Source organism: Variovorax sp. J22P240 (assembly GCF_030316855.1).
Lineage (GTDB): Bacteria > Pseudomonadota > Gammaproteobacteria > Burkholderiales > Burkholderiaceae_C > Variovorax.
The window spans coordinates 1,170,896-1,195,545 of record NZ_JASZYR010000001.1 but is presented as its reverse complement, the minus strand read 5'-3'; the positions used below and the strand labels follow the sequence as shown (position 1 = coordinate 1,195,545).

Below are 24,650 nucleotides of genomic sequence, written 5' to 3'. Positions count from 1 at the left end.
CACACGACTCCGAGGAAACTGTGTGACAAAAAAAATCCTGCTCGTATTTGGAACGCGTCCCGAAGCCATCAAGATGGCGCCGCTGGCAATTGCTCTCCGGAATGATCCTGAGTTCGACGCGCGAGTGTGCGTCACCGCGCAGCACAGGGAGATGCTGGATCAGGTTCTCGATCTCTTCGGAATTCATCCGGAATTTGATCTGAACCTGATGAAGCCCGGTCAAGACCTGTCCGACGTCACCTGCGGCGTCTTGCAGGGTCTCAAGAACGTCTTCAAGACCTGGCGCCCGGATGTGGTGCTGGTGCACGGCGACACGAACACCACGCTCAGCGCGTCGCTTGCGGCGTACTACGAACGCATAGACGTGGGCCACGTGGAGGCGGGGCTTCGAACCGGGAATCTCTATTCCCCGTGGCCGGAAGAGGCCAATCGCAAGCTCACGACCGCGCTTGCACGATGGCATTTCGCTCCAACCGAGAAATCACGCGCCAACCTATTGGCCGAAGGAGTGGCCTTCGAGTCCATTCACGTGACCGGCAATACTGTGGTCGACGCTCTTCTGCACGTGCGCGGCGCGATCGAGCAAAAGCCTTCGCTCCAGGCTGAACTGGATTCGCGCTATCCGTTTCTCAAGCCCGGCCGCCGCATGGTGCTCATCACCGGGCATCGTCGCGAGAATTTTGGCGAAGGATTCGAACGCATTTGCGAAGCGCTAAAGGCCCTTGCGCTAGGGCATCCGGACGTCGAATTGGTGTACCCGGTTCACCTGAATCCAAATGTCCAAGCACCGGTTAAGCGCCTGCTTACCGGAATAGAAAACATTAACTTGATCGAGCCGCAGGAATATCTGCCCTTCGTTCATTTGATGAATCGCTCGCACATCATCCTGACCGATTCCGGTGGGATCCAAGAAGAAGCGCCTTCCCTCGGCAAGCCGGTGCTTGTCATGAGAGATACCACCGAAAGACCAGAGGCGGTTGAAGCAGGAACCGTCAAGCTGGTGGGAACCAATGTCGGGGTCATCAAGAAACACGTTGATGACCTGCTGAACAACGACCGTGCCTACCAAGAGATGAGCTTTGCCCACAACCCATACGGTGACGGCGAAGCCAGTCATCGGATCGTCCGGGCCCTGAAGGACTCGAAGTTGATCAGCCATTAAATTGATTGAAATGCAGAAGAACAAAGAAGTTTGGCTGGTGACCGGGGCTGCCGGGTTTATTGGAATGCATGTTTGCCAGATGCTTCTCGCGCAAGGAAAGGTGGTTGTCGGAATTGACAACCTCAATGACTACTACGACGTGTCGTTGAAGGTCGCGCGATTGAGAAGTCTGGAACGCGCATCCGGTTTCGAGTTTTGCCGCACCGATGTTGCGGACGCGGACGCGGTCGGCTCGTTGTTTGAAACGAAGCGACCGGACTATGTGGTGCATCTGGCCGCACAAGCCGGCGTCCGATATTCGCTCATCAATCCCCAAGCCTATGTCGAATCCAATATTCAAGGATTCTTGAACATTCTGGAGGGCGCCCGGCATCATCCAGTCAAGCATCTCGTCTACGCCAGCAGTTCAAGTGTCTATGGCGCAAACACCGTGATGCCGTTCGCGGAAAGCCACAACGTCGATCATCCGGTCAGCCTGTATGCGGCGACGAAGAAATCGAACGAATTGATGGCGCATGCTTACAGCCACTTGTTCCAGATTCCGAGCACCGGTCTGCGATTTTTCACGGTGTACGGCCCGTGGGGCCGTCCGGATATGGCGCCGATGCTGTTCATCGATGCGATCCTGAAGAACCGTCCCATCGATGTGTTCAACAACGGTCAGATGACGCGCGATTTCACCTATGTGGACGACATTGCTGAGGCCGTCCTGCGCGTCGCAGCGAAACCGCCCGCTCCGGACCGCGCGTCGACAGACGGCGCCCCAGACAGGAGTGGAGCGCCCTACCGGGTATTCAACATTGGAAATGGGGCTCCGACGCAATTGCTGGAGTTCATCGGCGCGCTCGAAGCGGCTCTGGGAAAGAAGGCGGTCCTGAATTATCTGCCGATGCAACCTGGCGATGTCCAGATGACTTCCGCAAGCGTCGAGAAGCTTCAAGATTGGATTTCATTCAGGCCATCCACGCCAGTGCAAAAAGGCGTCGAGAACTTTGTCAACTGGCATCGCAAATATAACAATATCTAGTTCATGAAAATTACAGTCTTTGGATCAGGCTATGTCGGATTGGTCACCGGTGCCTGCTTGGCGGAAGTTGGACACGACGTCATCTGCAATGACATCGATAGCGGAAAGATTGAGAACCTAAACAAGGGGATTCTTCCAATTTGGGAGCCGGGACTCGAAGGGATCGTGCAAGGTAACCACTCCCAGGAGCGTTTGCATTTCACCTGCGATGTCAAGAGATCGGTCCGGCATGGCGCCGTTCAGATCATTGCGGTCGGCACCCCGCCGGATGAGGATGGATCCGCTGATCTCACCCATGTCCTGAAGGTAGCGGAGAGCATTGCAATGCACATGGAGAATTCCTGCATTGTGGTGAACAAGTCGACCGTGCCGGTGGGTACTGCCGACAAGGTGCGCGAGAAGATCGCGAGCACGCTACAGAAGCGAGGTGTCAGCATTCCTTTCGAGGTTGTCTCCAATCCAGAGTTTCTAAAAGAGGGCGACGCGGTAAACGATTTCTTGAAGCCGGACCGCATCATCGTCGGCGTGAACCCGGGCGCCGATGATGTGCGCCGGAAGATGCGCGAGATGTACGAGCCTTTCAATCGCAACCATGAGCGGATCATGTTCATGGACGTGCGCAGCGCGGAGCTCACCAAATACGCCGCCAATGCGATGTTGGCGACAAAGATCAGCTTCATGAACGAGCTGGCCAATCTGTCCGAATTGCTCGAGGCGGACATCGAGGAAGTGCGCAAGGGCATTGGCGCGGACCCGAGAATCGGCTACAGCTTCATCTATCCCGGCTGCGGCTACGGCGGCTCCTGCTTTCCAAAGGACGTGAATGCGCTCCAGATGACGGCGAAGGGTGTTGGGTTCGATCCCAAGATTCTTCAGGCGGTGTCTGCCGTCAATGATCATCAGAAGACCGTCCTGTTCTCGAAGGCACTGAAGCAGTTCGGGAGCGCATCGGCGCTGCGCGGACGCAAGTTCGCCGTCTGGGGTTTGGCCTTCAAGCCGAAGACCAATGACATGCGGGAAGCACCTGCGCGCACGCTCATCGACGCGCTGACCAGCGCCGGCGCCATCGTCAGCGCCTACGACCCCGTGGCCAACGATGATGCCCAGGAGCTGTACTCGGACGCTCCTTCCGTTCATTTGTCCAGCAACAAATACTCGGCGCTGGAAGGCGCGGATGCCTTGTTCATTTGCACCGAGTGGCAGCAGTTCAAGGCACCCGATTTCGAGGAAATGAAGGACCGGATGAGCGCGATGGTGATCTTCGACGGACGGAACTTGTATAGCCCCATGAAGCTGCGTGGGGACGGGTGGACGTATCACTGCGTCGGTCGATAGTCAATGAAACTAAGAGGGCTTTCGAGGAGCGTTCTGGCCAGGAACATGTTGCTGCTATTCCTGGTCAAGTTCAGCGGCTATATCGTGCCGCTGGCTGCGCTGCCTTTTCTTGCCAGGGTGCTCGGACCCGTCAAGTTGGGCGAAGTTGTCATTGCGCAATCCTTGGCGTTGATGCTCTCCGTGGTCATTGAGTACGGCTTCTCGATTTCCGCCACGAGGGAAGTCTCCCGCCATCGGGCTTCGCAGGAAGCCGTGCGAACCATTGTGTCTAACGTGTTTTCTGCGAAGCTGGTATTGGCGCTGTTAGCTTTGCTTCTTGCATTCTGCGCATCCGTGGCGGTTGCGTCCCTGCACGATGGCCTCTTGGTGCTAGGGGCCTGGATCTATGCCGCCGCGATCGGCTTCTCGCCGTCCTGGTATTTCCAGGGCACCGAAAAGCTCAGGACGTTCTCGTTGATTGACATCGCCGGCAAGTTTCTGGGGGTGGGGCTCATCTTCGCTTTGGTCCGAGGCCCCGGTGATGCCTCTCAAGTGCTGCTCCTGCAATCCATCGGCGCGGCAACGGCGACCTTGGTCTGCATCCGCATGCAGTACGTGGAGGTTCGCTTCAAGCGGCCGACCTTGAAGCAGTGCCGACATGGCTTGAAGGACGGGTTCGGCATGTTCGTGTTCAGGCTCGCAATCAGCCTCTACACGCTGGCCAACGTGTTCGTGATGGGGATCTACGCGGCGCCCAAGGCGGTCGCGTACTTCGCGAGCGCTGAAAAGCTGGTGCGAGGGGCATCGAGCTTGATCGGACCCGTCTCGCAAGCCCTGTTTCCGCGCGTCACCTCGCTGATTCAAACCGACAGGGCGGCGGCGATTCGTCTCGTTCGCCTGGCACTGGCGGGAATGTTCGCCGGCACCTGCCTTTTTTCCCTGGGCATTGCCTTGTTTGCGGGGGATATCACGCGCATCTTTTTTGGCCCGGGCTACGAGCCCGTGGCCGAGCTCATGCGCAGTCTAGTGTGGATCATTCCGCTCATCGGTTTGGGCAACGTCCTGGGGATTCAGTGGATGCTGTCCCTGGGCTTGGACAAGGAGTTCAACCTCTGCGTGATCGCGGCAGGCGCGATCAACGTTTGCGCGGCTGCCTTCGCGGCGAAGCTTTACGGGGCCGCAGGGATGGTTGCTGCAAGCCTGCTGGCCGAATCGGTCGTTGTGCTCCTAGTGGTTGCCACGCTGAAGCGCAAGCGCCTGTTGCCCAGTTCCAGGTTGGCGCAAGGGCAGGTGGGTGCGTAAGTGGACGAGCTGCTGACCTTCACGCTCGAAGCATTGGCCGTTGTCTACGTACTGGCAACGACCTTCCTTCGAAAACGGCGACTCTCAAGCGATCCGTTCCATCCACGGTTTGTGTACCGCTACCTGGTCTGCCTCACGCTCCTTTTCCCGATCATGTTTGGTCGAGCCGAGATGAGCGAGGCGTCGAAGCAGGCCGTGCTGCTGACCTGCTTGATCTTTCTTGTGGCGTTGGACGGCGTTGACTTGTTCTTCGGAGGCGGCGCGCCGGATGCGCACGCTCCGCTCCCAACGGGCGAGCACGACGCTTTCTACGCACGAACCTTCCTGGTCCTCTATGTCGCCGGCTGGCTTTGGCGCGGATACGCGCTGTCGACAGGACTGTTGTACGGGACCTTTCTGGCCACGCAATTGGAGGTTGAAAGCTACGGAAACCTGGTGGGACAACTCAACGGCCTCGGCCTTCTGGCCCTGATGGGCTATCTGGTGTTCGTCAATTCCAGTTCCTTCACCAAGATCGCCGTTGCGATGATTGCCGGCGAGTTGATCTGGGCGCTGATCTCCGGCTCGAAGAGCGCCGTGTTCCACGTCGTATTGCCCGCGCTGCTGGTGGCATTTCGGCGAGACTGGATCAAGGTCAGGGCACGAAACGTCTTGGCTGCCGGCGTCTTCCTTGTGGTCGCAATTCAACTCAGCTTCATCGCGGTCTCCGCCTACCGATTGGGCGTCCATCAATCGATTGCCAGCGGCCAAGGCCTGAGTGCTGGCGCGGTGCTGGATGGACTCAAGAGCTCGATCTCGAGCCCGACGCAAGACGCGGGCGAAAGCACCGGCACAGGATTGATGGATCGCTTGAACTGGGCGTCCTTCTACGGTGCGCTCCTGGAACGCCCCGACCTGTGGCGGCAGCCGTGGTACGGAGACTCTTACTTCGCCATCGTCACTTGGTGGATTCCACGTGTGTTTTGGGCGGAAAAGCCTGACGTCTCTATCGGAGCGTGGTACGGGGAGGCCGTGCTCGATTGGGACTTCGGTGCCAGGTCTGAAGGTGCCGCAACCATCTGGGGGGATGCCTTGCTCAACTTTGGGATCCTGGGTGCGCTCTCCATCTCAGTGGTCTGGCTCCTGCTGGTCCAGTTCGTTTACAGGAATCTGGGGCGTCATGGCAAATGGGGCCTGTTGTTCCTGGCAATGATCTACATGCGACTCCTGCTTGGCCTGGAGCAGAACATGGCAGCGCCCGTGGTCGCGATCCAGCAGCAATGCCTGATTCTTCTTCTTCTCTATTTCCTGCTCAGGTTCATGGCGCGCTTGTCGCTGAGGAGTCCATATCGATGAGAACTTCACTGATCCTTACCTGTTTTAATGAACACGAGAGCATCGGCGCGCTATTTGACGATGTTCTCAACCAATCGATCTTGCCCAATGAGGTGGTGATCGTCGATGCGGGCTCCAATGATGGAACCCTGGACGTCCTGAACTTGCTTTCCGCGAAGTTCGTTGCCCGAGACGTTGGGTTCGAAGTGCTGGTCCACGATGGGATCGGAATTGCCGCTGGCCGCAACACGGCCATCGAGCGCGCGTCGGGCGACGTGATCGCGGTGACGGATGCCGGATGCCGGCTGGAGCGAGACTGGCTGCTCAACATCACGCGTCCACTTGTGGAAGACCGCGCGGACTTTGTCGGCGGCTTCTTTCTTCCGGTCGCACATACCCGCTTTCAGCGCGTGCTGGCTTGTCTGACGACATCCTCCAAGCCAGTCAAGGGTTTTATGCCGTCCAGCCGATCGGTTGCATTTCGCAAGGCCGTCTGGCGAGCGGCCGGCAAATACCCTGAATGGTTGCGCTGGGGCGAGGACACGCTCTTCAATTCCCAGTGCCTTGCAACCGGCCCAAGGTATGAGGTTGCAGCAGATGCCGTCGTGCACTGGGAGGTCCGAAGGACTTGGTCCCAAGTGGCAAAGCAGTTCGCCCGCTACGCCTACGGCGACGGATTGGCTCGCCGAACGACGCTTTCTTTGGGACTTGGGCCAGTTGTCTATCTGGGGGCAATTGTCGGCGTTGCGCTGGGGCATCTTTCGGCTGCGATGCTCGTGCCACTGTTTGGCGTCTCTTGGCTCGCACGCAGACGAAGTGTCCAGATCAGGGACTGGCCGTACGCAGTTTTCCTGGGCATGACTATTCAATCGTCAAGGGTTGTCGGTTACTGCACGGGTCTGACGAAATCATTTTGGGTAAGGATGGAATGAGATTCCTTTTTGTAACCACGAGCTTTGCGCCGCGCGGTTCATCTGCCGCGGTGCGCACCGTCCACATGGCGAAGTGTCTGGTCGAACAGGGCCATGACGTGCATGTCTTGACCTACGTCGAGGCGATGCTGACATTGTTCTCCGGCCAGGACGAGGCGCTTTCCAACAAGGTTCCCGAAGCAGTCGGAGTCACACGTATTCAAGGCGGTCCCCTGCGTAGAAGAGTGTTCGGAAGAAGCAGTGCGCAAACCGGTGAGGCGAGCAAGACCAAGGAGCGCCTGAAGAAGAACTCCCTGGTCAGCCTGTTGGTGCCGGACCCTCATGTCGATTCGGTCCCGGCTTTCATCCGAGAAGGAAATAAGCTCCTGGAGTCCTTCAAGCCCGACGTCATCGTCTCCTTCGCGTACCCCTTCTCCATGCATTGGGTCGGATCCGCGCTTAAGCGTCGTTCGCCTCACCTGAAGTGGATCGCGGACTATGGCGACCCGTGGGTGGGTTCGCCCGTGGTCGAGTTGCCGCGGCCGGCCTGGAGACAGCGGCTGGACTACTGGATCGAACGGCGTTGGCTGGCGGCGGCCGACTGGGTCAGCGTGACCACTCATCCCACTCAGTTGCTGTACGAGCAAGAGTTTCCCTTCCTGAAAGAAAAGATTCTGGTTGCGCCGATGGGCTTCGACCCGGAGGACTTCGAGTCGATCGCACCCAAGCAGCGTTCGCCCGAACTGCAGGGAAAGGTACTGCTGGTTCATACGGGCCGGATCTACCCGCAGGCAAGAGATCCTTCGCCGTTTGTCCAGGCTCTCGAAAAGCTTGCGCAGAGGGCGCCGGCGAACTTCGCGGCCGTCAAGGTCGTGCTGGTGGGGGAGGGCGACGATCACGTGCGGCGATTAACCGAGAACTCCTCGGCAAAGGAGGCGTTCGTATTTGTGCCATGGGTGCCGGTCGAGGAAAGCATCGCGTGGATGAAGGCGGCCGACTGGCTCCTGCTCTTTGGGAACAAGGGCGGCGTGCAGATTCCTGGAAAGGTCTTTCAGTACTTTGGTTCGGGCGGACGAATCTTCATGCCGAAGATCGTTGCCTCGGACCCGACCGCCGACATTGTGGGAAGCGTCGAAGGATCCGTCGTGACCCGGAACGATTCCGAAGAGATCTACCGCGAGTTGTTGAAGATCTCGGCAGTCGCGGAAGCCGGCGGGGCGCGAGGCGCCCCAGGCGCGGACTCCAAGTATTCGTGGCAAAGCGTGGTCAGATCCGTCGTCAGAACCTTGGCGACGGGCAAGGTGGCCTGAACGTGAGATTTCTCGTTGTAGCCGGCTTCGCGGAATCGCTGCTCGGGTTCCGCGCGCCCTTGATTGCGGCTTTGCAGGCGCACGGCTTTGAGGTTCACGTCGCTGCGCCTGGACTGTCGCCCGCGCATCCGTCGTTCGCGAGGCTGCAGGCGAAAGGCCTGACTGCCCATGGATTCCCCATGCAGCGCACTGGCACCAATCCGGTTGCCGATCTTGGGACGCTGTTTGCGCTCTATCGCTTGATGCGCAGCGTGCACCCGGACCACTTCCTGGCCTATACGATCAAGGCAGTCGTCTATGGCTCGCTCGCTGCAAAGCTCGCCGGTGTATCGCGCAGATTCGCGTTGATCACGGGACTCGGGCAAGCGTTCAGGCTCGGCGACGGGCCTCGAACGCGCTTGGAGGCGATTGCGACCGGCCTCTATCGGCTGTCCTTGGCCAGCGTGCATGGCGTGTTCTTTCAGAACCCCGACGATGAGGCACTCTTCAGGAAGGAAGGCGTCTTGCGCAGGGGGGCAGTGTCACATGTCGTGGCCGGGTCGGGCATTGACCTGGCCGAATTCCGGTTGGCGCCCTTGCCGCAAGGGGAGGTCCGCTTTCTGCTGATCGCGCGCTTGCTGGTCGGGAAAGGCGTGCGAATCTATGCAGAGGCCGCGCGCATCGTGAAAGCGCTTCATCCGAAGGTCAGCTTCGCCCTTGTCGGATGGATCGACGAGAACCCGGACGCCATCGGCGCCGAGGAACTCGAGGAGTGGATCGGCAGCGGTATCGTTGACTACCTGGGTCGCCTGGAAGACGTGCGTCCGGCCATCGCTGCCAGCCATGTGTTTGTCCTGCCATCCTTCTACCGCGAAGGTACGCCGCGTACCGCGCTCGAGGCGCTGGCAATGGGGCGTCCCGTCATCACGACAGATGCCCCAGGCTGCAGGGAAACAGTGGACGACGGAGTCAACGGCTATCTGTTGCCGGTGAAGTCGGTCGACAGCCTAGTGCGCGCAGCGCTCAATTTCATCGAAGACCACCCCTTGATTTCGTCGATGGGTTCGCGTTCCCGCGCGTTGGCAGAAGAAAAATACGACGTGCACAAAGTCAACGCGGCCATGCTTCGTGGGATGGGAATCGAATGCGAAGGCTGATCGATCTGACACTGGCGTGCCTTGCTCTGGTGGCCGCTGCATTGCCCCTGGCGATCTGCATCGTGTGGGTGCGCGTGCGTATCGGAAGCCCGGTCTTCTTCGTGCAAACGCGGCCGGGATTGAAGGGGCTGCCCTTCGAAATGGTCAAGCTGCGCACCATGACAGATGGGCGGGACGTGCAAGGAAATCTTCTCCCAGATGCCCAGCGCCTCATGCCATTCGGCCGCTTCCTCCGATCTACCAGCCTCGATGAGCTTCCTGAACTCTGGAACGTCCTCAAGGGGGAGATGAGTCTCGTCGGCCCGCGTCCCTTGCTGATGGAGTATCTGCCGCTCTACTCGGCGGAGCAGGCGCGCCGCCATGAGGTGCGTCCGGGCATCACGGGCTGGGCTCAGATCAACGGCCGCAATGCTTTGAGCTGGGAAGAAAAGTTCAAGCTCGATGCCTGGTACGTGGACAACCAGTCGCTATGGCTCGACGTCAAGATCCTATGGCTCACCGTGAAAAAGGTCTTGGTGCGCGAGGGCATCAGTGCATCTGGCGAAGCGACGATGCCGAAGTTCACGGGTAGCACTGGCCACCATCCCGAGTCACACAGCCTTTCTCGATAGATGCGGCCCTTTACCAGCAACACTGCCGACTTCCGCGACGACATCAATGGTCTTCGGGCCTGGGCGGTCTTGGCCGTCATCCTCTACCACTTTGGCATCCCTGGCTTCGGCGGTGGATTCGTGGGAGTCGATGTCTTCTTCGTGATCTCCGGATTTCTGATGACCGGTATCGTGGTCGGCGGCTTGGAGCGAAACGGTGCCGCCTTCTCGGTGCTGTCGTTCTATTTCGCCAGGGCACGCCGAATCTTCCCGGCGTTGATCGCGTTGTGTGCTGCGATGTTGGCCGCGGGTTGGTGGTTGCTGCTTCAGCCGGATTATCGGAAGCTGGGGAGCGACGCGGTGTTCAGCCTGCTGTTTCTTTCAAATTTCAAGTTCTGGCGCGAGGCAGGGTACTTTGACGTTGCGTCGCACGAGAAACTGCTGCTCCACACATGGTCGCTTTCGGTGGAGTGGCAGTTCTATCTGCTCCTGCCCCTGGCGCTTCTGGTGTTGTGGAAGTGGCGGCCCGGGCGCGGCTCAGTCGTAGTGCTGATGAGCTTGGGCCTTATGGTGTCTCTTGCCGTTGCCGTTGGGGTAACGCCTTTTCGACCCACCGCGGCGTTCTATCTGCTGCCCGCGCGGGCATGGGAGATGTTCGCTGGAGGCCTTGTCTACCTGCTGTCGCAGCGATGGGCGCCAAGGGCGCGCCAGCGCATGGCACTTGAGGTGGGCGGGTTCGTCATGATCGCCGGGGCGATTGTTGCCTTCGATAGCTCAAGCAGTTGGCCTGGCTGGCGTGCCGTGGTGCCGGTGCTCGGCGCGGTGGGCGTTCTGGTCGCTGCGCGCTCCCGATCGCCTTTCACTGCGCGACCCCTGGCGCAATGGCTGGGCACGCGCTCGTACTCGCTCTACTTGTGGCATTGGCCCGTATGGGTCGCGCTGAACTATGTGGAAGGGCATGCGGCACCCGGGGCCATTGCCGGTGGTCTCGTGCTGACTCTCGTGCTTGGGAACCTCTCCTACCGGCTCGTGGAACTGCCGACGCGAGCACAGTTGGGTCGATTCCGCACAAGTTGGGCCACAGCGGCACTGCTCTTCTCCACGGCTGCCATCGCGGCATCCGGCGCTTGGGTGTACCTGAAGCAAGGAGTCACCGGGCGCTTTCCTGCGCAGGTGGATCTAGCCGCCTTGGAGTCCGAAAACTTCAACCCTTACCGCAGCGCATGTCATGCCAAGGGTGGCGTCAAATCGCCCTCCTGTGTGCTAGGAGGCAATCGGATCCGCGCCATCCTGCTGGGAGACAGCCATGCGGAAGCCGTGTTCACCGCCGTGGCTGCCGCAGTACCGGACCGGGAAGATGGAGTTATCGGCTGGACCTATACAAATTGCCCGACGTTGCTGTCGGTCAAGTATGTTTCACCAACGTCCACGTCACAGTGCGCCCGCTTTTTGGAATGGGCGATGGGGCAGCTCGCGGACGCGCCCGAAAAGACGCCACTGATCATCGTCAACCGAAGCACCATGTATGCCGCCGGGTACAACGAGCCCTGGGAAGAGTACGCCAACCGGCCATCGGTCTATTTCAGCAGGCCCTATGCGGCAGCAACGCCTGAATTCCTGAAGGAGTATGCGCAACACCTGACGGACACCGCGTGCGAACTGGCGAAGGACCGACCGGTGTTCTTGGTGCGGCCCATCCCGGAGATGGGCGTCGACGTCCCGAAGGCGATGTCACGCGCATTTCTGCTCGGCAAGAGCAAGGACGTCTCGATATCGCTTGTCGACTACCAACAGCGTCATGCGGTCGTGCTCCAGGCGCAGGACGCTGCGCGAGAGCGCTGCGGGGTGAGGATTCTCGACCCCGTGCCCTACCTTTGCCCGGACGGCCGTTGTCATGGCGCCAAGGAGGGGCGGCCACTCTACTATGACGATGACCACCTGAGCGAATACGGGAACAGGCTACTGGTGCCCATGTTTGCCACGGTCTTCGCATCGGCTTCTTGGCCGGGTACCGGAGCGCCCGCCCCATGAAGCAACTCGCACTCCTCGGCGCCAGCGGTCACGGCAAGGTTGTGGCCGACGCAGCATTGGCAGCAGGCTGGCAATCGGTCGCGTTCTTCGATGACGCATGGCCCGCCCTTTCTTCCAACGGGTCCTGGCCGGTCGTCGGCAACACCGCGGACTTGCTCGTAAGGCTGGCGCAATTCGACGGCGTGCTCGTCGCCATCGGCAACGCGGCCATCCGCCTGCGCAAGCAACGCGAATTGCGCCAAGCCGGCGCGGCCATCGTTTCGGTGATACATCCGCGTGCCTGGGTGAGCCCCTTCGCCCGAATCGGCGTGGGCACGGTGGTGTTGGCCGGCGCGGTGATCAATGCGGATGCCATGGCGGGCGAGGCCAGCATCCTCAATACCTGCTCCTCCGTGGACCATGACTGCGTGCTGGCGGATGCGGTTCACATCAGTCCTGGCGCCCATCTGTCCGGCAATGTGAGCGTGGGCGAGGGCGCATGGGTCGGCGTCGGTGCCGCCGTTCGGCAGGGCATTCGCATTGGCGCGGGCGCGATGGTGGGAGCGGGCGCAGTTGTCGTGAAGGACGTGCCCGCGGGGCACACCGTGGTGGGCTGCCCCGCGGCGCCGCTGGCTGCGCGCTGAGCCGATGGATTTACTGGATTGAACTGAATTGAAAGCGCCATCCCCATGCTGAACACCTATTTCTCCCCCTGGCCCAACTTCACTCAAGAAGAATCCGCCGCCATCCAGCAGGTTCTCCTGTCCAACAAGGTCAACTACTGGACCGGCACCGAGTGCCGCACCTTCGAAAAGGAGTTCGCCGCATGGGCCTGCGTCGAGTACGCGGTAGCCTTGTCCAACGGCACGCTGGCCCTCGACATCGCGCTCAAGGCCCTGAACATCGGCCCCGGCGACGAGGTGGTCGTGACCCCCCGTACCTTCATCGCGAGTACTTCTTGTGTAGTCAACGCTGGCGCCACCCCCGTCTTCGCTGACGTCGAGGGAGACAGCGGCAACCTGTCGGCAGCCACCATCGCACGCGTGCTCACGCCACGAACCAAGGCCGTCATCTGTGTCCACCTCGCGGGCTGGCCCTGCGACATGGACGACATCATGGCGCTGGCGGACACCCATGGCTTCAAAGTGATCGAGGACTGCGCCCAGGCGCATGGCGCACGCTACAAGGGACGCAGCGTGGGTTCGATCGGCCACGTGGGCGCATGGAGCTTCTGCCAGGACAAGATCATGAGCACCGGAGGCGAGGGCGGGATGGTCACGACCAACGATCGTTCTCTATGGTCGGCCATGTGGTCCTTCAAGGACCACGGCAAGAGCTGGGAGGCGGTGCATGAGCGTGAGCACCCGCCGGGCTTCCGTTGGCTGCACGAGAGCTTCGGCACCAATTGGCGCATGCTGGAGATGCAGGCCACCATCGGTCGCATCCAACTGCAGCGCATGGTCGACTGGACCGAGGCACGAACGAGGAATGCCGAGGCGATCTGGGCTGCGTGCCGGCCGCATGCGGCGGTGCGTGTTCCGCAGTTCGAGCGGCATGAAGGCCGGACCATGCACGCGCACTACAAGTGCTACGTCTACGTGCAGCCGGATCGTTTGGCCGAAGGCTGGAGTCGCGATCGCATCGTCGAAGCCGTCAACGCCGGTGGCGTGCCTTGCTACCAAGGCTCGTGCTCGGAGGTGTATCTCGAAAAGGCGTTCGACCACACTGGCTGGCGGCCCTCGGAGCGGCTCCCGGTCGCTCGCCGCCTGGGCGATACCAGCCTGATGTTCCTGGTGCATCCGACGCTCACATCGGCCGAACTCGACAAGACCTGCGAAGTGATCACGCGGGTGCTGGCGCAAGCAAGCGCTTGAGGCTGCGTTCGTCGGCGAACACTTCCAGACGTAACGGCTACCGAACTAAATGACTCATTTTGTTTCAAAACGTATCATTTCGTTTTATAATCAATCGTGCATTTTTTCAGCGTTTTCCGTAGATCGAGGCGGTCTGTGATCGCGAACAACAACAAGATTCACGTGCACTCATTCAAGAGAGAAGGCCAATGACGGCAGCAGCATTGGCCAGAGAAAAGTTCACTCGACTCGGCTTCTGGGTCTGTGTGCTGACGGCGCTGGTCCTGGCGCTCATGCCGGTATTGCCGCCGCAGATGCCCACCACGGGGTGGGACAAGAGCAACCACCTCATTACCTTCGCGATCCTCGGGTTGCTGGGACGTGCGGCGTATCGCCAACGCATCTTGATGGTGTTCCTGGGTCTGTTTGCCTACGGCGGACTGATCGAGGTGCTTCAGTCATTCACGCCCCAGAGGCTCGCCGAGTGGGGCGATTGGTTGGCGGACGGCGTGGGGCTGGCGGTCGCCTTTGCCGCAGGTTGGGCGCTGGATTGGCGGCCGCTGCAGCGGTCCGCGCGGCCCATGCTCGCGCTGCCGCGCACCGCCAAGCGCGTCGTTGCGCTCGGGGTCGATGCTTGCCTTTGCGTCTTCACGGTCTGGCTGGCGCTGTCGTTGCGGCTCGAAGGCTGGGTCACGCTGTCGGGCGCCTATTGGTGGGCGGTCGCTGGTGCGCTGGTCCTGGCGTTGCCCGTGTTCGTCGTGTTCGGCTTGTACCGCGCCATCTTTCGCTATGGCGGCGGCGCGGCGCTGACGGCGGTATGGCACGCATCGGTGATCTATGGCGTGCTGTATGGCGTGGCGTTCACGGTTGTCGGAGTGGACGGCGTGCCGCGCACGGTCGGGATGATCCAGCCGCCGTTGCTGCTGGTAGCGGTTGGAGCGGCGCGAGCCCTTGCGCGTTTTTGGCTGGGCGGCAGCTACCGCAGTCTGATTTCTCGCAGCACGCTGCCCAAGGTCTTGGTCTACGGCGCAGGCTCGGCGGGACAGCAACTGTCGGCGGCCCTTTCGCACAACCCCGAGATGCAGGTGATCGGGTTCCTGGACGACGACCGTCGGCTGCACGGCGGGATGATCCGCGGCTTGCCCATCTACAGTCCGACAGTCCTTGAGAACCGCGTGCGCTCGCTGGAGGTCAGCATGGTCCTGCTGGCGATTCCTTCGGCGCCGCGCAAGCGCCGCAACGAGATCCTGGACTCGCTGCTCAAGGTGCATGTGGCAGTGCGCACTTTGCCGGGCCTGATGGACCTGGCCCATGGCCGCGTGCAAACCAGCGACTTGCGCGACCTGGAAATCGAAGACTTGTTGGGCCGCGATGCGGTCCCGCCGAACCAGATCCTGCTGGGCAAGAACATTTGCGGCAAGGTGGTGCTGGTGACGGGAGCCGGCGGCTCTATCGGCAGCGAACTGTGCCGCCAGATCGTCCGGGCGATGCCCCACACCCTCTTGTTGGTGGAGCGAAGCGAATATGCGCTCTACGCTCTCCACGGCGAACTGCTGCATCAGTTGGCCGGCGAGGATGGCCAGGAGGTGCCCGCGATGCGCGTTGTTCCTCTGCTGGCATCGGTGCGCGACGAGCAGCGCATGCGCGAAATCATGGCTGCCTGGCGTCCTGACACCGTGTACCACGCGGCCGCCTACAAGCACGTGCCTCTGGTGGAGCACAACGCGGCCGAGGGCGTGAAGAACAACGTGCTTGGCACCCTGGTCACGGCGCGGGTGGCGGCCGATCATGGCGTGAGAGATTTCGTGCTGGTCAGCACCGACAAGGCGGTTCGGCCTACCAATGTCATGGGAACCAGCAAGCGTCTGGCCGAGATGGTCTTGCAGGCCTTGGCGGAAGAGGCGGCCACGAAACCGGGCGGCACGCGGTTCTGCATGGTGCGCTTCGGCAATGTGCTGGGGTCGTCAGGTTCGGTGGTGCCGCTGTTCCGCCAGCAGATCAAGCAGGGCGGGCCGATCACGCTGACCCACGCCGACGTGACGCGCTACTTCATGACCATTCCTGAAGCCGCGCAACTGGTCATCCAGGCTGGCGCCATGGCAAGCGGCGGCGACGTGTTCGTGCTCGACATGGGCGAGCCGGTGAAGATCATCGATCTCGCGCGCCGCATGGTGGAGCTCTCGGGCCGGACGGTGTGCGACGCCGCGAACCCCGAAGGTGACATCGAGATCCGCGTCACGGGGATGCGTCCGGGCGAGAAGCTCTACGAAGAACTGCTCATCGGTGACAACCCCCTGCCAACGCATCACCCGCGCATCATGAAAGCGCACGAGGACTTCCTGCCTTGGGACGAATTGGCCCTGCGCCTGCAGGCCCTGACGGATGCGCTGGACTCGAACGATGTCCCGGCGATTCGCGAACTGCTTCAGCAAGTGGTGCTCGGATACCGCCCTGAAGGTGAGCTCGTCGACTGGGTGCACCTGGAGCAAAGGGTGGAAGCCGTGGCGTGATGGCCAGGGTAGACGTTCAGCGCTGAAACGGCGGCGCCCCTCGCGCCTTCCGAATCAGCAGCCCAGGCAGCCGAAGCACGAACTCCAGCATCAGCCGCGTGTGCATCCAGGTCAGCAGCACGTTGTCCCGCAAATAGTGAAAGTGTGAGACCCCACCTTCTTCCGGAGTGAGGTACTTCACCGGCGCATCAATGTTGATCGGCTTGACGCCACGCCAGGCTAGACGCACGACCGCCTCGGTGTCGAAGTCGAAGCGGCGCATCCATGGCTGACGCGCCATGATGGCGATCAGAGCCGCCACCGGATACACGCGAAATCCGTAGAGCGAGTCACCGATCCCGGCGAACAGTGTTTCGAGCTGGGTCCAGCCGTTCGAGACGCGCCGGCCGCGCACTCGCAACATCGGAGCGCTGGCATCGAACACGGGACGACCGAGCACCATGGCTTCGGGCCGGGCCTGCGAAGCTCGCATGAAGGCCGGGATCAGGTCCGCCGGATGCTGGCCGTCGGAATCCATCGTCAGCGCGTGCGTGAAGCCCGCCTCCTGCGCCGCACGCAGACCGTGCAGCACGGCAGCACCTTTGCCTTGGTTCTCGGGCAGTACCCAGACGCGAAGACCTGGATCCGATGCGGCCATCTGCTGAAGCCGCTCGCCGGTTCCGTCCGTGCTGCCGTCGACCACCACCCACACCGGGCTCCATTGCGCACACGCCGCGCTGACCGTCGAGAACAGGCGTTCGCCCGTGTTGTAGCTGGGGATCAGGACAAGGTGGGTGCGCGAGACGTCTGGCATGCGGGCTGCGCGTCGGGGGCGCGCTGTTCCATGGATTGGCGGAAGTATTGTTCTATCTGCCGCAGCAGCGCGTCACTGTCCGGCGTCGGTGCAAAGCGCTGACCCAGCCTCAGCGTGAAGACGATCGGGAAAGGCGGCACGCGCCACAGCGGCCAGCCCTTGGCGAGATAGGGTGAATCGGTGTCGATGAAGACCGTCTGGATCGGCGCCTGCGATAGCTTGGCGATCAGCGTCACACCGGGCCGGAAGGCGTTGAGCGGCGGCGTCACGGTCCGAGTGCCCTCGGGAAAGATCACCAGTTGGCCGCCGTTCTTCAGGTCGTCGACCGCGAGGCGCACCATCGTGCGGGCCGAGTCGTTGCGGATGTAGCGCGCCAGCCGTGCGCCTGCGCCCAGGAAGATATTCCGCATCAGGTCCGCCTTCATGATGCAGGCGCTGCGCGGCAGGCGTGCCACCAGCATCAGCGCATCGAGCATCGTCGGATGGTTCGCGACGAAGATCAGGCCGCGCTCGTCGCGCAACGCGTCGAGGCAATTGGCGTCGATGCGCATCATCCCGCTCGCCGAAGCGGCCGCCCAGAAGAAGCGATAGGCCCGCGCAATGACGCTCCGGCCAAGCTTGCGCGCCGTCTCGGCCGGCAGCACCGGGTAGAGCAGCATCGCGATCAGGTTCCAGGCAAGCGATATCGTCCCCAACAGCGCCAGCAGCGCGTAGAGGGGCAGTGCGAAGAGCACGGAGAGCCCCAGAGGAGGCGGCCGGTTCGTCATCGAACGCTCGCGTTCTCAGGCATGCAATGCGCCGCTGGCGACGGCATGGGCTTCGATCTCCACCAGCAGATCCTGGCGGCAGATGTCCGCTTCGAGGTAGACCGCGTGGCTTAGCGTATTGGCCGCAGGACCCAGCGCCGCTTCGAGCACCTGGCGCACGAGCGGTGCATCGGCGACATGGCGGACGTAGACCACGCAATCCAGCCTGGCCAGGTCGAAGCGAGCAGTGGTGCGTTCATTGGCCGCCGCAATCACCGCCTCCAGATTGCGAAGCGTTTCCTGCGTCTGCGTGATCACCTCGCCCACATGCACCGTCTCGTGCCCGACGATGCTTGCCGTGCCGGAGATAAAGAGCGCCACGTCACCGCCGCCAAGCTCCGCGAGCGCGGCGCGCGAGAAGGTCGGTGCGCGCGGACCATAAGCCGGCGGATAGCGGTAGGCCGAGACCTGCCGCGGGTTTTCAATGGGCAGCGGCGCGACGCGCCCCGCCAGGAAGCGAATACACAGTGCCCCTTGATGAATGCCGAGCGCGCAAGCCGCGGGCGCCCCTTCGAACGCCGCCTGTCCCGCTTCGACAAAAGCATCCTGCCGCCCGAGATTGAACTGCCGGTAGCGTTCGAGCCCGCCGCCGTCACCGTTGATCTGCGGCAGGTAGTTCCACACGCGCAGCAGGTGCGCGCAACCGGTTTGCTCCAGCGAAGCGAATAGATCGCGGTAAGCCCGCTGCGCGAGCGCGGCAAGCCCCTGTTTCTCGACCGACTCGTCGAGGTCGATGGCGCCGAGCATCCAGTGCCCGTCGCAGCGCCAGCGCACGACGCCTGTGGTGCCGGACTCGACGTGCTCGCTGGCGTGCCACACGTCCGCCATCGCACCCGCTTCGGACAGTACCCGCGCATTCACGGTGGGCATCCATGCAAGGTCGTCGGGCGTGCCATAGCCCAGCGCGCCGAAGGGCGACTGGCCGGTGGCGGCCACGGCAAGGCTTTCGGGCAAGGACAGGCGCTCGACGCGCAGGGGCGGCGCCCCGAGAGGAACGCGCGCGGTCACTTGGCCTCGACGATGTTTTCGCCCGCGAGCGGGCCCAGGTCGCCACCGATCATGACCACTCCGCACGCATCGGCAGGAGGTGTGGAGGGTTCAGGTGCTGTTGTAGGAATATTCATGCGCATTGGCGGGGTTGATCTTGAAGGCACCCGAGGCGCACGTTCGTGGCGCATCAGCGCGGGATTATCCCAAAAAGGCACTTGTGCTCCTGTCAGACGACCCCGGTCGTTGTGCGCGCCGGACAGTAAACTCGCAGCTTGCTTTTGAAAACACAAGACTGCGAGAAACAGAGCCATGGCCGGACACAGCAAATGGGCGAATATTCAGCACCGGAAGGGCCGCCAGGACGAAAAACGCGGAAAGCTGTGGACCCGCGCGATCCGTGAAATCATGGTGGCCGCGCGCACTGGCGGCGGCGATCTCGGCGCCAATCCGCGGCTGCGGCTGGCGGTCGAAAAGGCCAAGGCGGTCAATCTGCCGGCCGACACCGTCAAGCGCAACATCGACAAGGCCACCGGCAACCTCGAAGGCGTCAACTACGAGGAAATCCGCTACGAGGGCTACGGCATCGGCGGCGCGGCCATCATCGTCGACACCATGACCGACAACCGCGTGCGCACCGTCGCAGAGGTGCGCCACGCATTTTCCAAGCACGGCGGCAACATGGGCACCGAAGGATCGGTCGCCTTCCAGTTCAAGCACTGCGGGCAATTCGTTTTCGCGCCGGGCACGAGCGAAGACAAGGTGATGGAAGTGGCATTGGACGCCGGTGCCGAAGACGTCGTCACCGACGACGACGGTGCGATCGAAGTCCTCACGGCTGTCGCCGACTTCGAGGCCGTCAAGAACGCGCTCGAGGCAGCGGGCCTCAAGCCCGAGGTGGCCGAAGTCACGATGCGGGCCGAAAACACCATCGATCTGGCCGGCGAAGACGCTGCCCGGATGCAAAAGCTGCTCGACGTCCTGGAAGACCTCGACGACGTGCAGGATGTCTATCACAACGCTGCGCTGTCCGAATGACGGAAGCGCGAACGAAAGCCTGCGAATGAAGGTATTGGTCATTGGGGGAGGCGGCCGCGAGCACGCGCTGGCGTGGCGGCTGTCGCAGTCCGATCGGATCGGCAGGGTCTACGTGGCGCCGGGCAATGGCGGCACGCGCTCGGATACTCGCTACGAGTGTGTCGACATCTCGGAGCCCGCCGCGCTGCGCGCCTGGGCCCAGAAGGAAAAGATCGCGTTGACCGTGGTCGGCCCCGAGGCGCCCCTGGCCGCGGGCGTGGTCGACGAGTTCCGCGCGCATGGCCTGCGAATCTTCGGGCCGACCAAGGCCGCCGCGCAACTGGAAAGCTCCAAGGCCTTCTCGAAGGCCTTCATGAAGCGCCACAACATCCCGACCGCCGAGTACGAGGCCTTCACCGACGCCGCGGCGGCCCACGCCTACGTCGATGCCAAGGGCGCGCCGATCGTCATCAAGGCCGATGGTCTGGCCGCCGGCAAGGGCGTCGTCGTCGCGACCACGCTCGAGGAGGCGCACGAGGCGATCGATTTCATGCTGCTGGACAACAAGTTCGGCGTGTCCCACAACGAGGGCGGCGCCCGCGTCGTCATCGAGGAATTCCTGCAGGGCGAGGAAGCCAGCTTCATCGTGCTGTGCGACGGCCAGAACGTGACCGCGCTCGCCACCAGCCAGGACCACAAGCGCCTGCTCGACGGCGACGAAGGTCCGAACACGGGCGGCATGGGCGCATATTCGCCGGCGCCGGTCGTCACGGCCGAGGTGCATGCGCGCGCCATGCGCGAAATCATCCTGCCGACGATCCGTGGCATGGAAAAGGACGGGATTCCCTACACGGGCTTTCTCTACGCCGGGCTCATGATCGACGCCGCCGGCCATCCGAAGACGCTCGAATTCAACTGCCGCATGGGCGACCCCGAGACGCAGCCGATCATGTTGCGCCTCAAGTCCGACCTGTTCGAAGTGTTCTGGCATGCGACCGACGGCACGCTCGACCAGGTCGAACTCGAATGGGATCGCCGCGTCGCGCTCGGCGTGGTGATGGCGGCGCACGGCTATCCGCTCGACCCGCGCAAGGGCGATCGCATCATCGGCATCCCGCCGGAGGCACCCGATGCCGTCGTCTTCCACGCAGGCACGACGCTCGAAGGCGGAGAGCTCAAGACCAGTGGCGGACGCGTGCTCTGCGTGACCGTGCTGGCCGACAGCGTCAAGCAGGCGCAGCAGCGGGCTTACGCCGTCGCGGCGCGCATCCAGTTCGATGGTGCGCAATACCGCAAGGACATCGGGCACCGCGCGGTCCACGCGCGCGGTTCGCACGCCTGATGCAGACCCTGCCTGGAACCAGGCCGGAAGAAGTCGGCGACTACCTGCGGGCGCTGCAGCAACGCATCGTCGAAGCCATCGAGGCGGCCGATGGCAGCCAGTGCGTTCGCGACGAGTGGCGCAAGGAGCCGGGCGAACCGCTGCAGGGCAGCGGGCTGACGTGCATTCTCGAAGGCGGCGCGCTGTTCGAGCGCGCCGGCTGCGGCTTTTCGCAGGTGCGCGGCCCCAAGCTGCCGCCCTCGGCGACGCAGCACCGGCCTGAACTCGCCGGTGCGCCTTTTCAGGCCATGGGCGTTTCGCTGGTGTTTCATCCGCGCAATCCGTACGTGCCTACCGTTCACATGAACGTGCGGATGCTGGCGGCGCTGCCCCAGGATGCGGAGCCCGTGTGCTGGTTCGGCGGCGGTATGGACCTCACGCCGTATTACGGCTTCGAGGATGACGCCGTGCATTTCCACCGGACTTGCCGCGACGCGCTTGCGCCTTTCGGCGACGACAAATATCCGCGCTTCAAGCAGTGGTGTGACGAGTATTTCTTTCTCAAACATCGGAACGAGCAACGCGGCGTGGGCGGCATCTTCTTCGACGACTTCTCCGAGCCCGGTTTCGAGCAGAGCTTTGCCATGCTGCGCTCGGTTGGCGATGCGTTCCTGCCGGCTTACCTGCCCATAGTGGAACGGCGTCGCGACACGGTGTACGGCGAACGCGAGCGCGAATTCCAGCTCTACCGGCGCGGGCGCTACGTCGAATTCAACCTGGTGTGGGACCGCGGCACGCATTTCGGGCTGCAGTCGGGCGGGCGCACCGAATCGATCCTGTTGTCCATGCCCCCGCTTGCCAGTTGGGCCTATCGCAAGGAGCCCGAGGCGGGCACCGCGGAGGCAGCGCTGTACAGCGACTTCATCGTGCGGCGCGAATGGCTCTGAGCAAGCCGCGTGTGGGTGTCTTCGGCGGCGCTTTCGACCCGCCTCACAACGCACACGTGGCGCTGGCCCAGGAAGCGCTGGTGCAGCTCGATCTGGCCGAACTGCGCATCTTTCCGACAGGGCAGGCATGGCACAAGGACCGTGCGCTGAGTGCGGCGGATGATCGCCTCGCGATGGCGCGGCTGGCCTTCGAAGGACTCGCGAATACGGTGGTCGATGCGCGTGAAATCTTGCGCCCCGGTCCCACGTACACGCTCGACACCCTGCGAGAACTGCAACGCGAGCAGCCTGCCGCGCAACTGGTGCTGATCATGGGGGCGGACCAGGCGTCGTCGCTGCCGCGCTGGCACGGTTGGGAGGAGATTCTCTCGACCGCTATAATTTCCGTAGCATTTCGTGCAACATCCACGGGCTCTGCAGGTCCATTCGATCCCAAGAACCTGCCATCCGCGCCTTCCGGCGCGCGATTCGAAAAGCTCGAACTTCAGCCGATGGACACCAGCGCGACCGACATCCGGGCGCGCGCCGCGCGTGGCGAAGACCTTCGCGGTCTGGTTCCGGCGGCGGTTGCACGCTATATTGAACAACACCACCTCTACCGATCCGCCTGATGACCACTGAAGCCGCCGCCAAGAAAGACACCCAGAAACTCCAGAGAGCCATCATCGATGGCCTCGAGGACGTCAAGGCGCAGGACATACAGGTTTTCGACACTGAGCATCTCTCCCCGCTGTTCGAGCGCGTGATCGTCGCTTCGGGCACTTCCAACCGCCAGACAAAGGCACTCGCGGCCAGCGTGCGGGACGCGGTGCGGGAGGCGGGCTTCAACAAGCCGAGGGTGGAGGGCGAGGCCAACGGCGAGTGGATCATCGTGGACTGCGGCGCCGCGGTGGCGCACATCATGCAGCCGGCCATCCGCCAGTACTACCACCTCGAGGAAATCTGGGGCGACAAGCCCGTGCGGACCAAGCTGGGCGCGACAAAGCCCACCATCGCCAAGGCTACCGAAGAGAAGGCGCCGGCTGCTGCGAAAAGCAGTACCTCCCTGCGTCGCTCGAGCGCTGCGAAATCGGCGATCCGTGCCGCGGAGCAGGCAGCCAAGGAGCAGAAGCAGAAGCCGGCTGCCAGGAAGACCGCGGCCAAGAAGCCAGGACCCAAGCCTGTGAAGACCGTAGTCTTGAACAAGGCGCCCGCCAAGAAGGCCGCGGCGAAGAAGGCCGCCCCCGCTGCCAAGAAGGTCGCGCGCAAGACCGCCTCCGCAAGATCATGAAGCTGCTGGTGGTCGCAGTCGGGCAGCGCATGCCCGACTGGGCGCAGACCGCCTGGGACGACTACGCCAAGCGCTTCCCGCCCGAACTCAAGCTCGAACTGCGCGCCGTCAAGACCGAGCCGCGTGGCTCCAAGACGCTCGAAACACTCTACGCCGCCGAACGCGAGCGGATCGAAGCCGCCATCGCCAAAGGCATGCGCATCGTCGCCCTCGACGAGCGCGGAACCGCACTTACCACCAAGGCGCTCGCTGCGCGGCTGCAAGCCTGGCAGGGCGAGGGCGATGACGTCGCGCTGGTGATCGGCGGTCCCGACGGCCTGGATCCCGCATTCAAGGCGGCAGCCCACGAACGCATCCGGCTCTCCGACCTGACCCTGCCGCATGCGATGGCCCGGGTGCTGCTGGTGGAGCAGCTGTATCGCGCGTGGTCGGTCAACGCCGGACATCCCTATCACCGCGAATGAGCAGTTCAGATTTCATTTACCTGGCGTCGCAAAGTCCACGCCGCGCGCAATTGCTGGGGCAGCTCGGCGTTCGACACGAACTGCTGCTGGCCGCGCCCGATGAGGATGCGGAGGCGCTGGAGGCCGTGCTGCACGGTGAGTCGCCGACCGCGTATGTGCAGCGGGTCACCGCGCTCAAGCTCGACGCGGCCGTGGCAAGGCACGGACGGCTGGGCTTGCCCGCGGCGCCCATCCTTTGCGCGGACACCACCGTCGCCATTGGCCGCACCATCCTCGGCAAGCCTGAGGACGAGCGCGATGCCGAGCGCATGCTGGAAATGCTCTGCGGCCGTACCCACCGCGTGATGACCGCCATTGCGCTGCAGAACGGCGCGCGGCGCCACGCAGCACTCAATGTCTCGCACGTGCGCTTTGCCTCGGTCGAGAAGCAGCTGATCGCTCAATACGTCGCCAGCGGCGAGCCAACCGGCAAGGCGGGCGCCTATGCCATTCAGGGGCGGGCGGCCGCGTTCATCGAACACATCAGCGGCTCGCATTCGGGCATCATGGGACTTCCGATGTTCGAGACCGCCCAGTTGCTGCGCCAGGCGGGCTTCAGGCTTTAAA

At 62.6% G+C, this 24,650-nt stretch carries 23 protein-coding genes; 20 read left to right on the top strand and 3 right to left on the bottom strand.

Annotated elements, in window-relative coordinates; genetic code table 11:
• Window positions 1–22: 22 nt before the first annotated feature.
• From wecB to QTI24_RS05680, 13 genes are all read left to right on the top strand, one after another.
• Window positions 23–1,162 (top strand): non-hydrolyzing UDP-N-acetylglucosamine 2-epimerase, encoded by a 1,140-nt coding sequence (wecB, locus tag QTI24_RS05740; RefSeq protein WP_286598919.1) that lies wholly within the window; start codon window positions 23–25, stop codon window positions 1,160–1,162.
• A gap of 10 nt (window positions 1,163–1,172) precedes the next feature.
• A complete protein-coding gene (locus tag QTI24_RS05735) occupies window positions 1,173–2,189 on the top strand; it encodes an NAD-dependent epimerase (RefSeq protein ID WP_286598916.1) in 1,017 nt (338 codons plus the stop codon).
• A 3-nt stretch (window positions 2,190–2,192) separates the two neighbouring features.
• Window positions 2,193–3,524, top strand: a complete 1,332-nt coding sequence (locus tag QTI24_RS05730; protein WP_286598914.1) for a UDP-glucose dehydrogenase family protein — start codon at window positions 2,193–2,195, stop codon at window positions 3,522–3,524.
• 3 nt (window positions 3,525–3,527) lie between these two features.
• The gene (locus QTI24_RS05725; protein WP_353506079.1) at window positions 3,528–4,805 is read left to right on the top strand and encodes an oligosaccharide flippase family protein; all 1,278 of its coding nucleotides are present in this window, start codon (window positions 3,528–3,530) and stop codon (window positions 4,803–4,805) included.
• Entirely contained in the window at window positions 4,806–6,140 is a 1,335-nt protein-coding gene (locus tag QTI24_RS05720; RefSeq protein ID WP_286598910.1) for a hypothetical protein, read from the top strand.
• On the top strand, window positions 6,137–7,051 hold the full coding sequence (locus QTI24_RS05715; RefSeq protein ID WP_286598908.1) for a glycosyltransferase: 915 nt from the start codon (window positions 6,137–6,139) through the stop codon (window positions 7,049–7,051). The genes QTI24_RS05720 and QTI24_RS05715 overlap by 4 nt, the downstream gene beginning before the upstream one ends.
• The gene (locus QTI24_RS05710) at window positions 7,048–8,340 is read left to right on the top strand and encodes a glycosyltransferase (RefSeq protein WP_286598906.1); all 1,293 of its coding nucleotides are present in this window, start codon (window positions 7,048–7,050) and stop codon (window positions 8,338–8,340) included. Before QTI24_RS05715 ends, QTI24_RS05710 begins: the two co-directional genes overlap by 4 nt.
• 2 nt (window positions 8,341–8,342) lie before the next feature.
• Window positions 8,343–9,476: a glycosyltransferase family 4 protein gene (locus tag QTI24_RS05705; RefSeq protein WP_286598904.1), complete on the top strand. Its 1,134-nt coding sequence runs from the start codon at window positions 8,343–8,345 to the stop codon at window positions 9,474–9,476.
• Complete coding sequence (locus QTI24_RS05700) at window positions 9,464–10,087, top strand: sugar transferase (protein ID WP_286598903.1); 624 nt, start codon at window positions 9,464–9,466, stop codon at window positions 10,085–10,087. Before QTI24_RS05705 ends, QTI24_RS05700 begins: the two co-directional genes overlap by 13 nt.
• Complete coding sequence (locus QTI24_RS05695; protein WP_286598901.1) at window positions 10,088–12,097, top strand: acyltransferase family protein; 2,010 nt, start codon at window positions 10,088–10,090, stop codon at window positions 12,095–12,097. It begins immediately after the preceding gene.
• Window positions 12,094–12,720, top strand: coding sequence for an acetyltransferase (locus QTI24_RS05690; RefSeq protein WP_286598899.1), 627 nt, complete (start codon window positions 12,094–12,096; stop codon window positions 12,718–12,720). The genes QTI24_RS05695 and QTI24_RS05690 overlap by 4 nt, the downstream gene beginning before the upstream one ends.
• Window positions 12,721–12,765: 45 nt before the next feature.
• Window positions 12,766–13,950 carry a DegT/DnrJ/EryC1/StrS family aminotransferase gene (locus QTI24_RS05685; RefSeq protein ID WP_286598897.1) on the top strand — a complete coding sequence of 395 codons (1,185 nt, stop codon included), beginning with the start codon at window positions 12,766–12,768 and terminating at the stop codon, window positions 13,948–13,950.
• A gap of 188 nt (window positions 13,951–14,138) precedes the next feature.
• Complete coding sequence (locus tag QTI24_RS05680) at window positions 14,139–16,439, top strand: VanZ family protein (RefSeq protein WP_286598895.1); 2,301 nt, start codon at window positions 14,139–14,141, stop codon at window positions 16,437–16,439.
• Window positions 16,440–16,455: 16 nt separating this feature from the next.
• Here QTI24_RS05680 and QTI24_RS05675 read toward each other — a convergent pair whose 3' ends face one another.
• The 3 genes from QTI24_RS05675 to QTI24_RS05665 are packed head-to-tail and all read right to left on the bottom strand — an operon-like array spanning window position 16,456 to window position 19,046.
• Window positions 16,456–17,232, bottom strand: a complete 777-nt coding sequence (locus QTI24_RS05675) for a glycosyltransferase family 2 protein (RefSeq protein WP_286598893.1) — start codon at window positions 17,230–17,232, stop codon at window positions 16,456–16,458.
• Complete coding sequence (locus QTI24_RS05670) at window positions 17,199–17,999, bottom strand: lysophospholipid acyltransferase family protein (protein WP_286598891.1); 801 nt, start codon at window positions 17,997–17,999, stop codon at window positions 17,199–17,201. Before QTI24_RS05670 ends, QTI24_RS05675 begins: the two co-directional genes overlap by 34 nt.
• Before the next feature lie 15 nt (window positions 18,000–18,014).
• Complete coding sequence (locus QTI24_RS05665; RefSeq protein WP_286598889.1) at window positions 18,015–19,046, bottom strand: chorismate transformation FkbO/Hyg5 family protein; 1,032 nt, start codon at window positions 19,044–19,046, stop codon at window positions 18,015–18,017.
• 291 nt (window positions 19,047–19,337) lie between these two features.
• On the opposite strand from QTI24_RS05665, the gene QTI24_RS05660 reads away from it, so the two are divergent.
• From QTI24_RS05660 to QTI24_RS05630, 7 genes are read left to right on the top strand one after another with little or no spacing between them, the layout of a single operon-like run.
• Window positions 19,338–20,063 (top strand): YebC/PmpR family DNA-binding transcriptional regulator, encoded by a 726-nt coding sequence (locus QTI24_RS05660; RefSeq protein WP_286598887.1) that lies wholly within the window; start codon window positions 19,338–19,340, stop codon window positions 20,061–20,063.
• A gap of 25 nt (window positions 20,064–20,088) precedes the next feature.
• Window positions 20,089–21,384, top strand: a complete 1,296-nt coding sequence (gene purD, locus QTI24_RS05655; protein WP_286598886.1) for a phosphoribosylamine--glycine ligase — start codon at window positions 20,089–20,091, stop codon at window positions 21,382–21,384.
• On the top strand, window positions 21,384–22,310 hold the full coding sequence (gene hemF, locus QTI24_RS05650; protein ID WP_286598885.1) for an oxygen-dependent coproporphyrinogen oxidase: 927 nt from the start codon (window positions 21,384–21,386) through the stop codon (window positions 22,308–22,310). The genes purD and hemF overlap by 1 nt, the downstream gene beginning before the upstream one ends.
• Entirely contained in the window at window positions 22,301–22,921 is a 621-nt protein-coding gene (gene nadD / locus QTI24_RS05645) for a nicotinate (nicotinamide) nucleotide adenylyltransferase (protein WP_286598884.1), read from the top strand. Before hemF ends, nadD begins: the two co-directional genes overlap by 10 nt.
• Window positions 22,921–23,580 (top strand): ribosome silencing factor, encoded by a 660-nt coding sequence (gene rsfS, locus QTI24_RS05640; protein ID WP_286598883.1) that lies wholly within the window; start codon window positions 22,921–22,923, stop codon window positions 23,578–23,580. Before nadD ends, rsfS begins: the two co-directional genes overlap by 1 nt.
• On the top strand, window positions 23,577–24,044 hold the full coding sequence (gene rlmH / locus QTI24_RS05635) for a 23S rRNA (pseudouridine(1915)-N(3))-methyltransferase RlmH (RefSeq protein ID WP_076997156.1): 468 nt from the start codon (window positions 23,577–23,579) through the stop codon (window positions 24,042–24,044). Before rsfS ends, rlmH begins: the two co-directional genes overlap by 4 nt.
• The gene (locus QTI24_RS05630; protein WP_286598881.1) at window positions 24,041–24,649 is read left to right on the top strand and encodes a Maf family protein; all 609 of its coding nucleotides are present in this window, start codon (window positions 24,041–24,043) and stop codon (window positions 24,647–24,649) included. Before rlmH ends, QTI24_RS05630 begins: the two co-directional genes overlap by 4 nt.
• Window position 24,650 lies beyond the last annotated feature (1 nt).

Excerpts from the sequence above, each read along its gene's own strand:
- rlmH (WP_076997156.1), top strand. The coding sequence starts at position 23,577 with ATGAAGCTGCTGGTGGTCGCAGTCGGGCAGCGCATGCCCGACTGGGCG.
- QTI24_RS05685 (WP_286598897.1), top strand. The coding sequence starts at position 12,766 with ATGCTGAACACCTATTTCTCCCCCTGGCCCAACTTCACTCAAGAAGAA.
- QTI24_RS05675 (WP_286598893.1), bottom strand. The coding sequence starts at position 17,232 with ATGCCAGACGTCTCGCGCACCCACCTTGTCCTGATCCCCAGCTACAAC.
- QTI24_RS05730 (WP_286598914.1), top strand. The coding sequence starts at position 2,193 with ATGAAAATTACAGTCTTTGGATCAGGCTATGTCGGATTGGTCACCGGT.
- QTI24_RS05725 (WP_353506079.1), top strand. The coding sequence starts at position 3,528 with ATGAAACTAAGAGGGCTTTCGAGGAGCGTTCTGGCCAGGAACATGTTG.
- QTI24_RS05690 (WP_286598899.1), top strand. The coding sequence starts at position 12,094 with ATGAAGCAACTCGCACTCCTCGGCGCCAGCGGTCACGGCAAGGTTGTG.
- purD (WP_286598886.1), top strand. The coding sequence starts at position 20,089 with ATGAAGGTATTGGTCATTGGGGGAGGCGGCCGCGAGCACGCGCTGGCG.
- QTI24_RS05735 (WP_286598916.1), top strand. The coding sequence starts at position 1,173 with ATGCAGAAGAACAAAGAAGTTTGGCTGGTGACCGGGGCTGCCGGGTTT.
- hemF (WP_286598885.1), top strand. The coding sequence starts at position 21,384 with ATGCAGACCCTGCCTGGAACCAGGCCGGAAGAAGTCGGCGACTACCTG.
- QTI24_RS05630 (WP_286598881.1), top strand. The coding sequence starts at position 24,041 with ATGAGCAGTTCAGATTTCATTTACCTGGCGTCGCAAAGTCCACGCCGC.
- QTI24_RS05710 (WP_286598906.1), top strand. The coding sequence starts at position 7,048 with ATGAGATTCCTTTTTGTAACCACGAGCTTTGCGCCGCGCGGTTCATCT.
- rsfS (WP_286598883.1), top strand. The coding sequence starts at position 22,921 with ATGACCACTGAAGCCGCCGCCAAGAAAGACACCCAGAAACTCCAGAGA.
- QTI24_RS05715 (WP_286598908.1), top strand. The coding sequence starts at position 6,137 with ATGAGAACTTCACTGATCCTTACCTGTTTTAATGAACACGAGAGCATC.
- QTI24_RS05670 (WP_286598891.1), bottom strand. The coding sequence starts at position 17,999 with ATGACGAACCGGCCGCCTCCTCTGGGGCTCTCCGTGCTCTTCGCACTG.
- QTI24_RS05680 (WP_286598895.1), top strand. The coding sequence starts at position 14,139 with ATGACGGCAGCAGCATTGGCCAGAGAAAAGTTCACTCGACTCGGCTTC.
- QTI24_RS05695 (WP_286598901.1), top strand. The coding sequence starts at position 10,088 with ATGCGGCCCTTTACCAGCAACACTGCCGACTTCCGCGACGACATCAAT.
- QTI24_RS05660 (WP_286598887.1), top strand. The coding sequence starts at position 19,338 with ATGGCCGGACACAGCAAATGGGCGAATATTCAGCACCGGAAGGGCCGC.
- QTI24_RS05700 (WP_286598903.1), top strand. The coding sequence starts at position 9,464 with ATGCGAAGGCTGATCGATCTGACACTGGCGTGCCTTGCTCTGGTGGCC.
- nadD (WP_286598884.1), top strand. The coding sequence starts at position 22,301 with ATGGCTCTGAGCAAGCCGCGTGTGGGTGTCTTCGGCGGCGCTTTCGAC.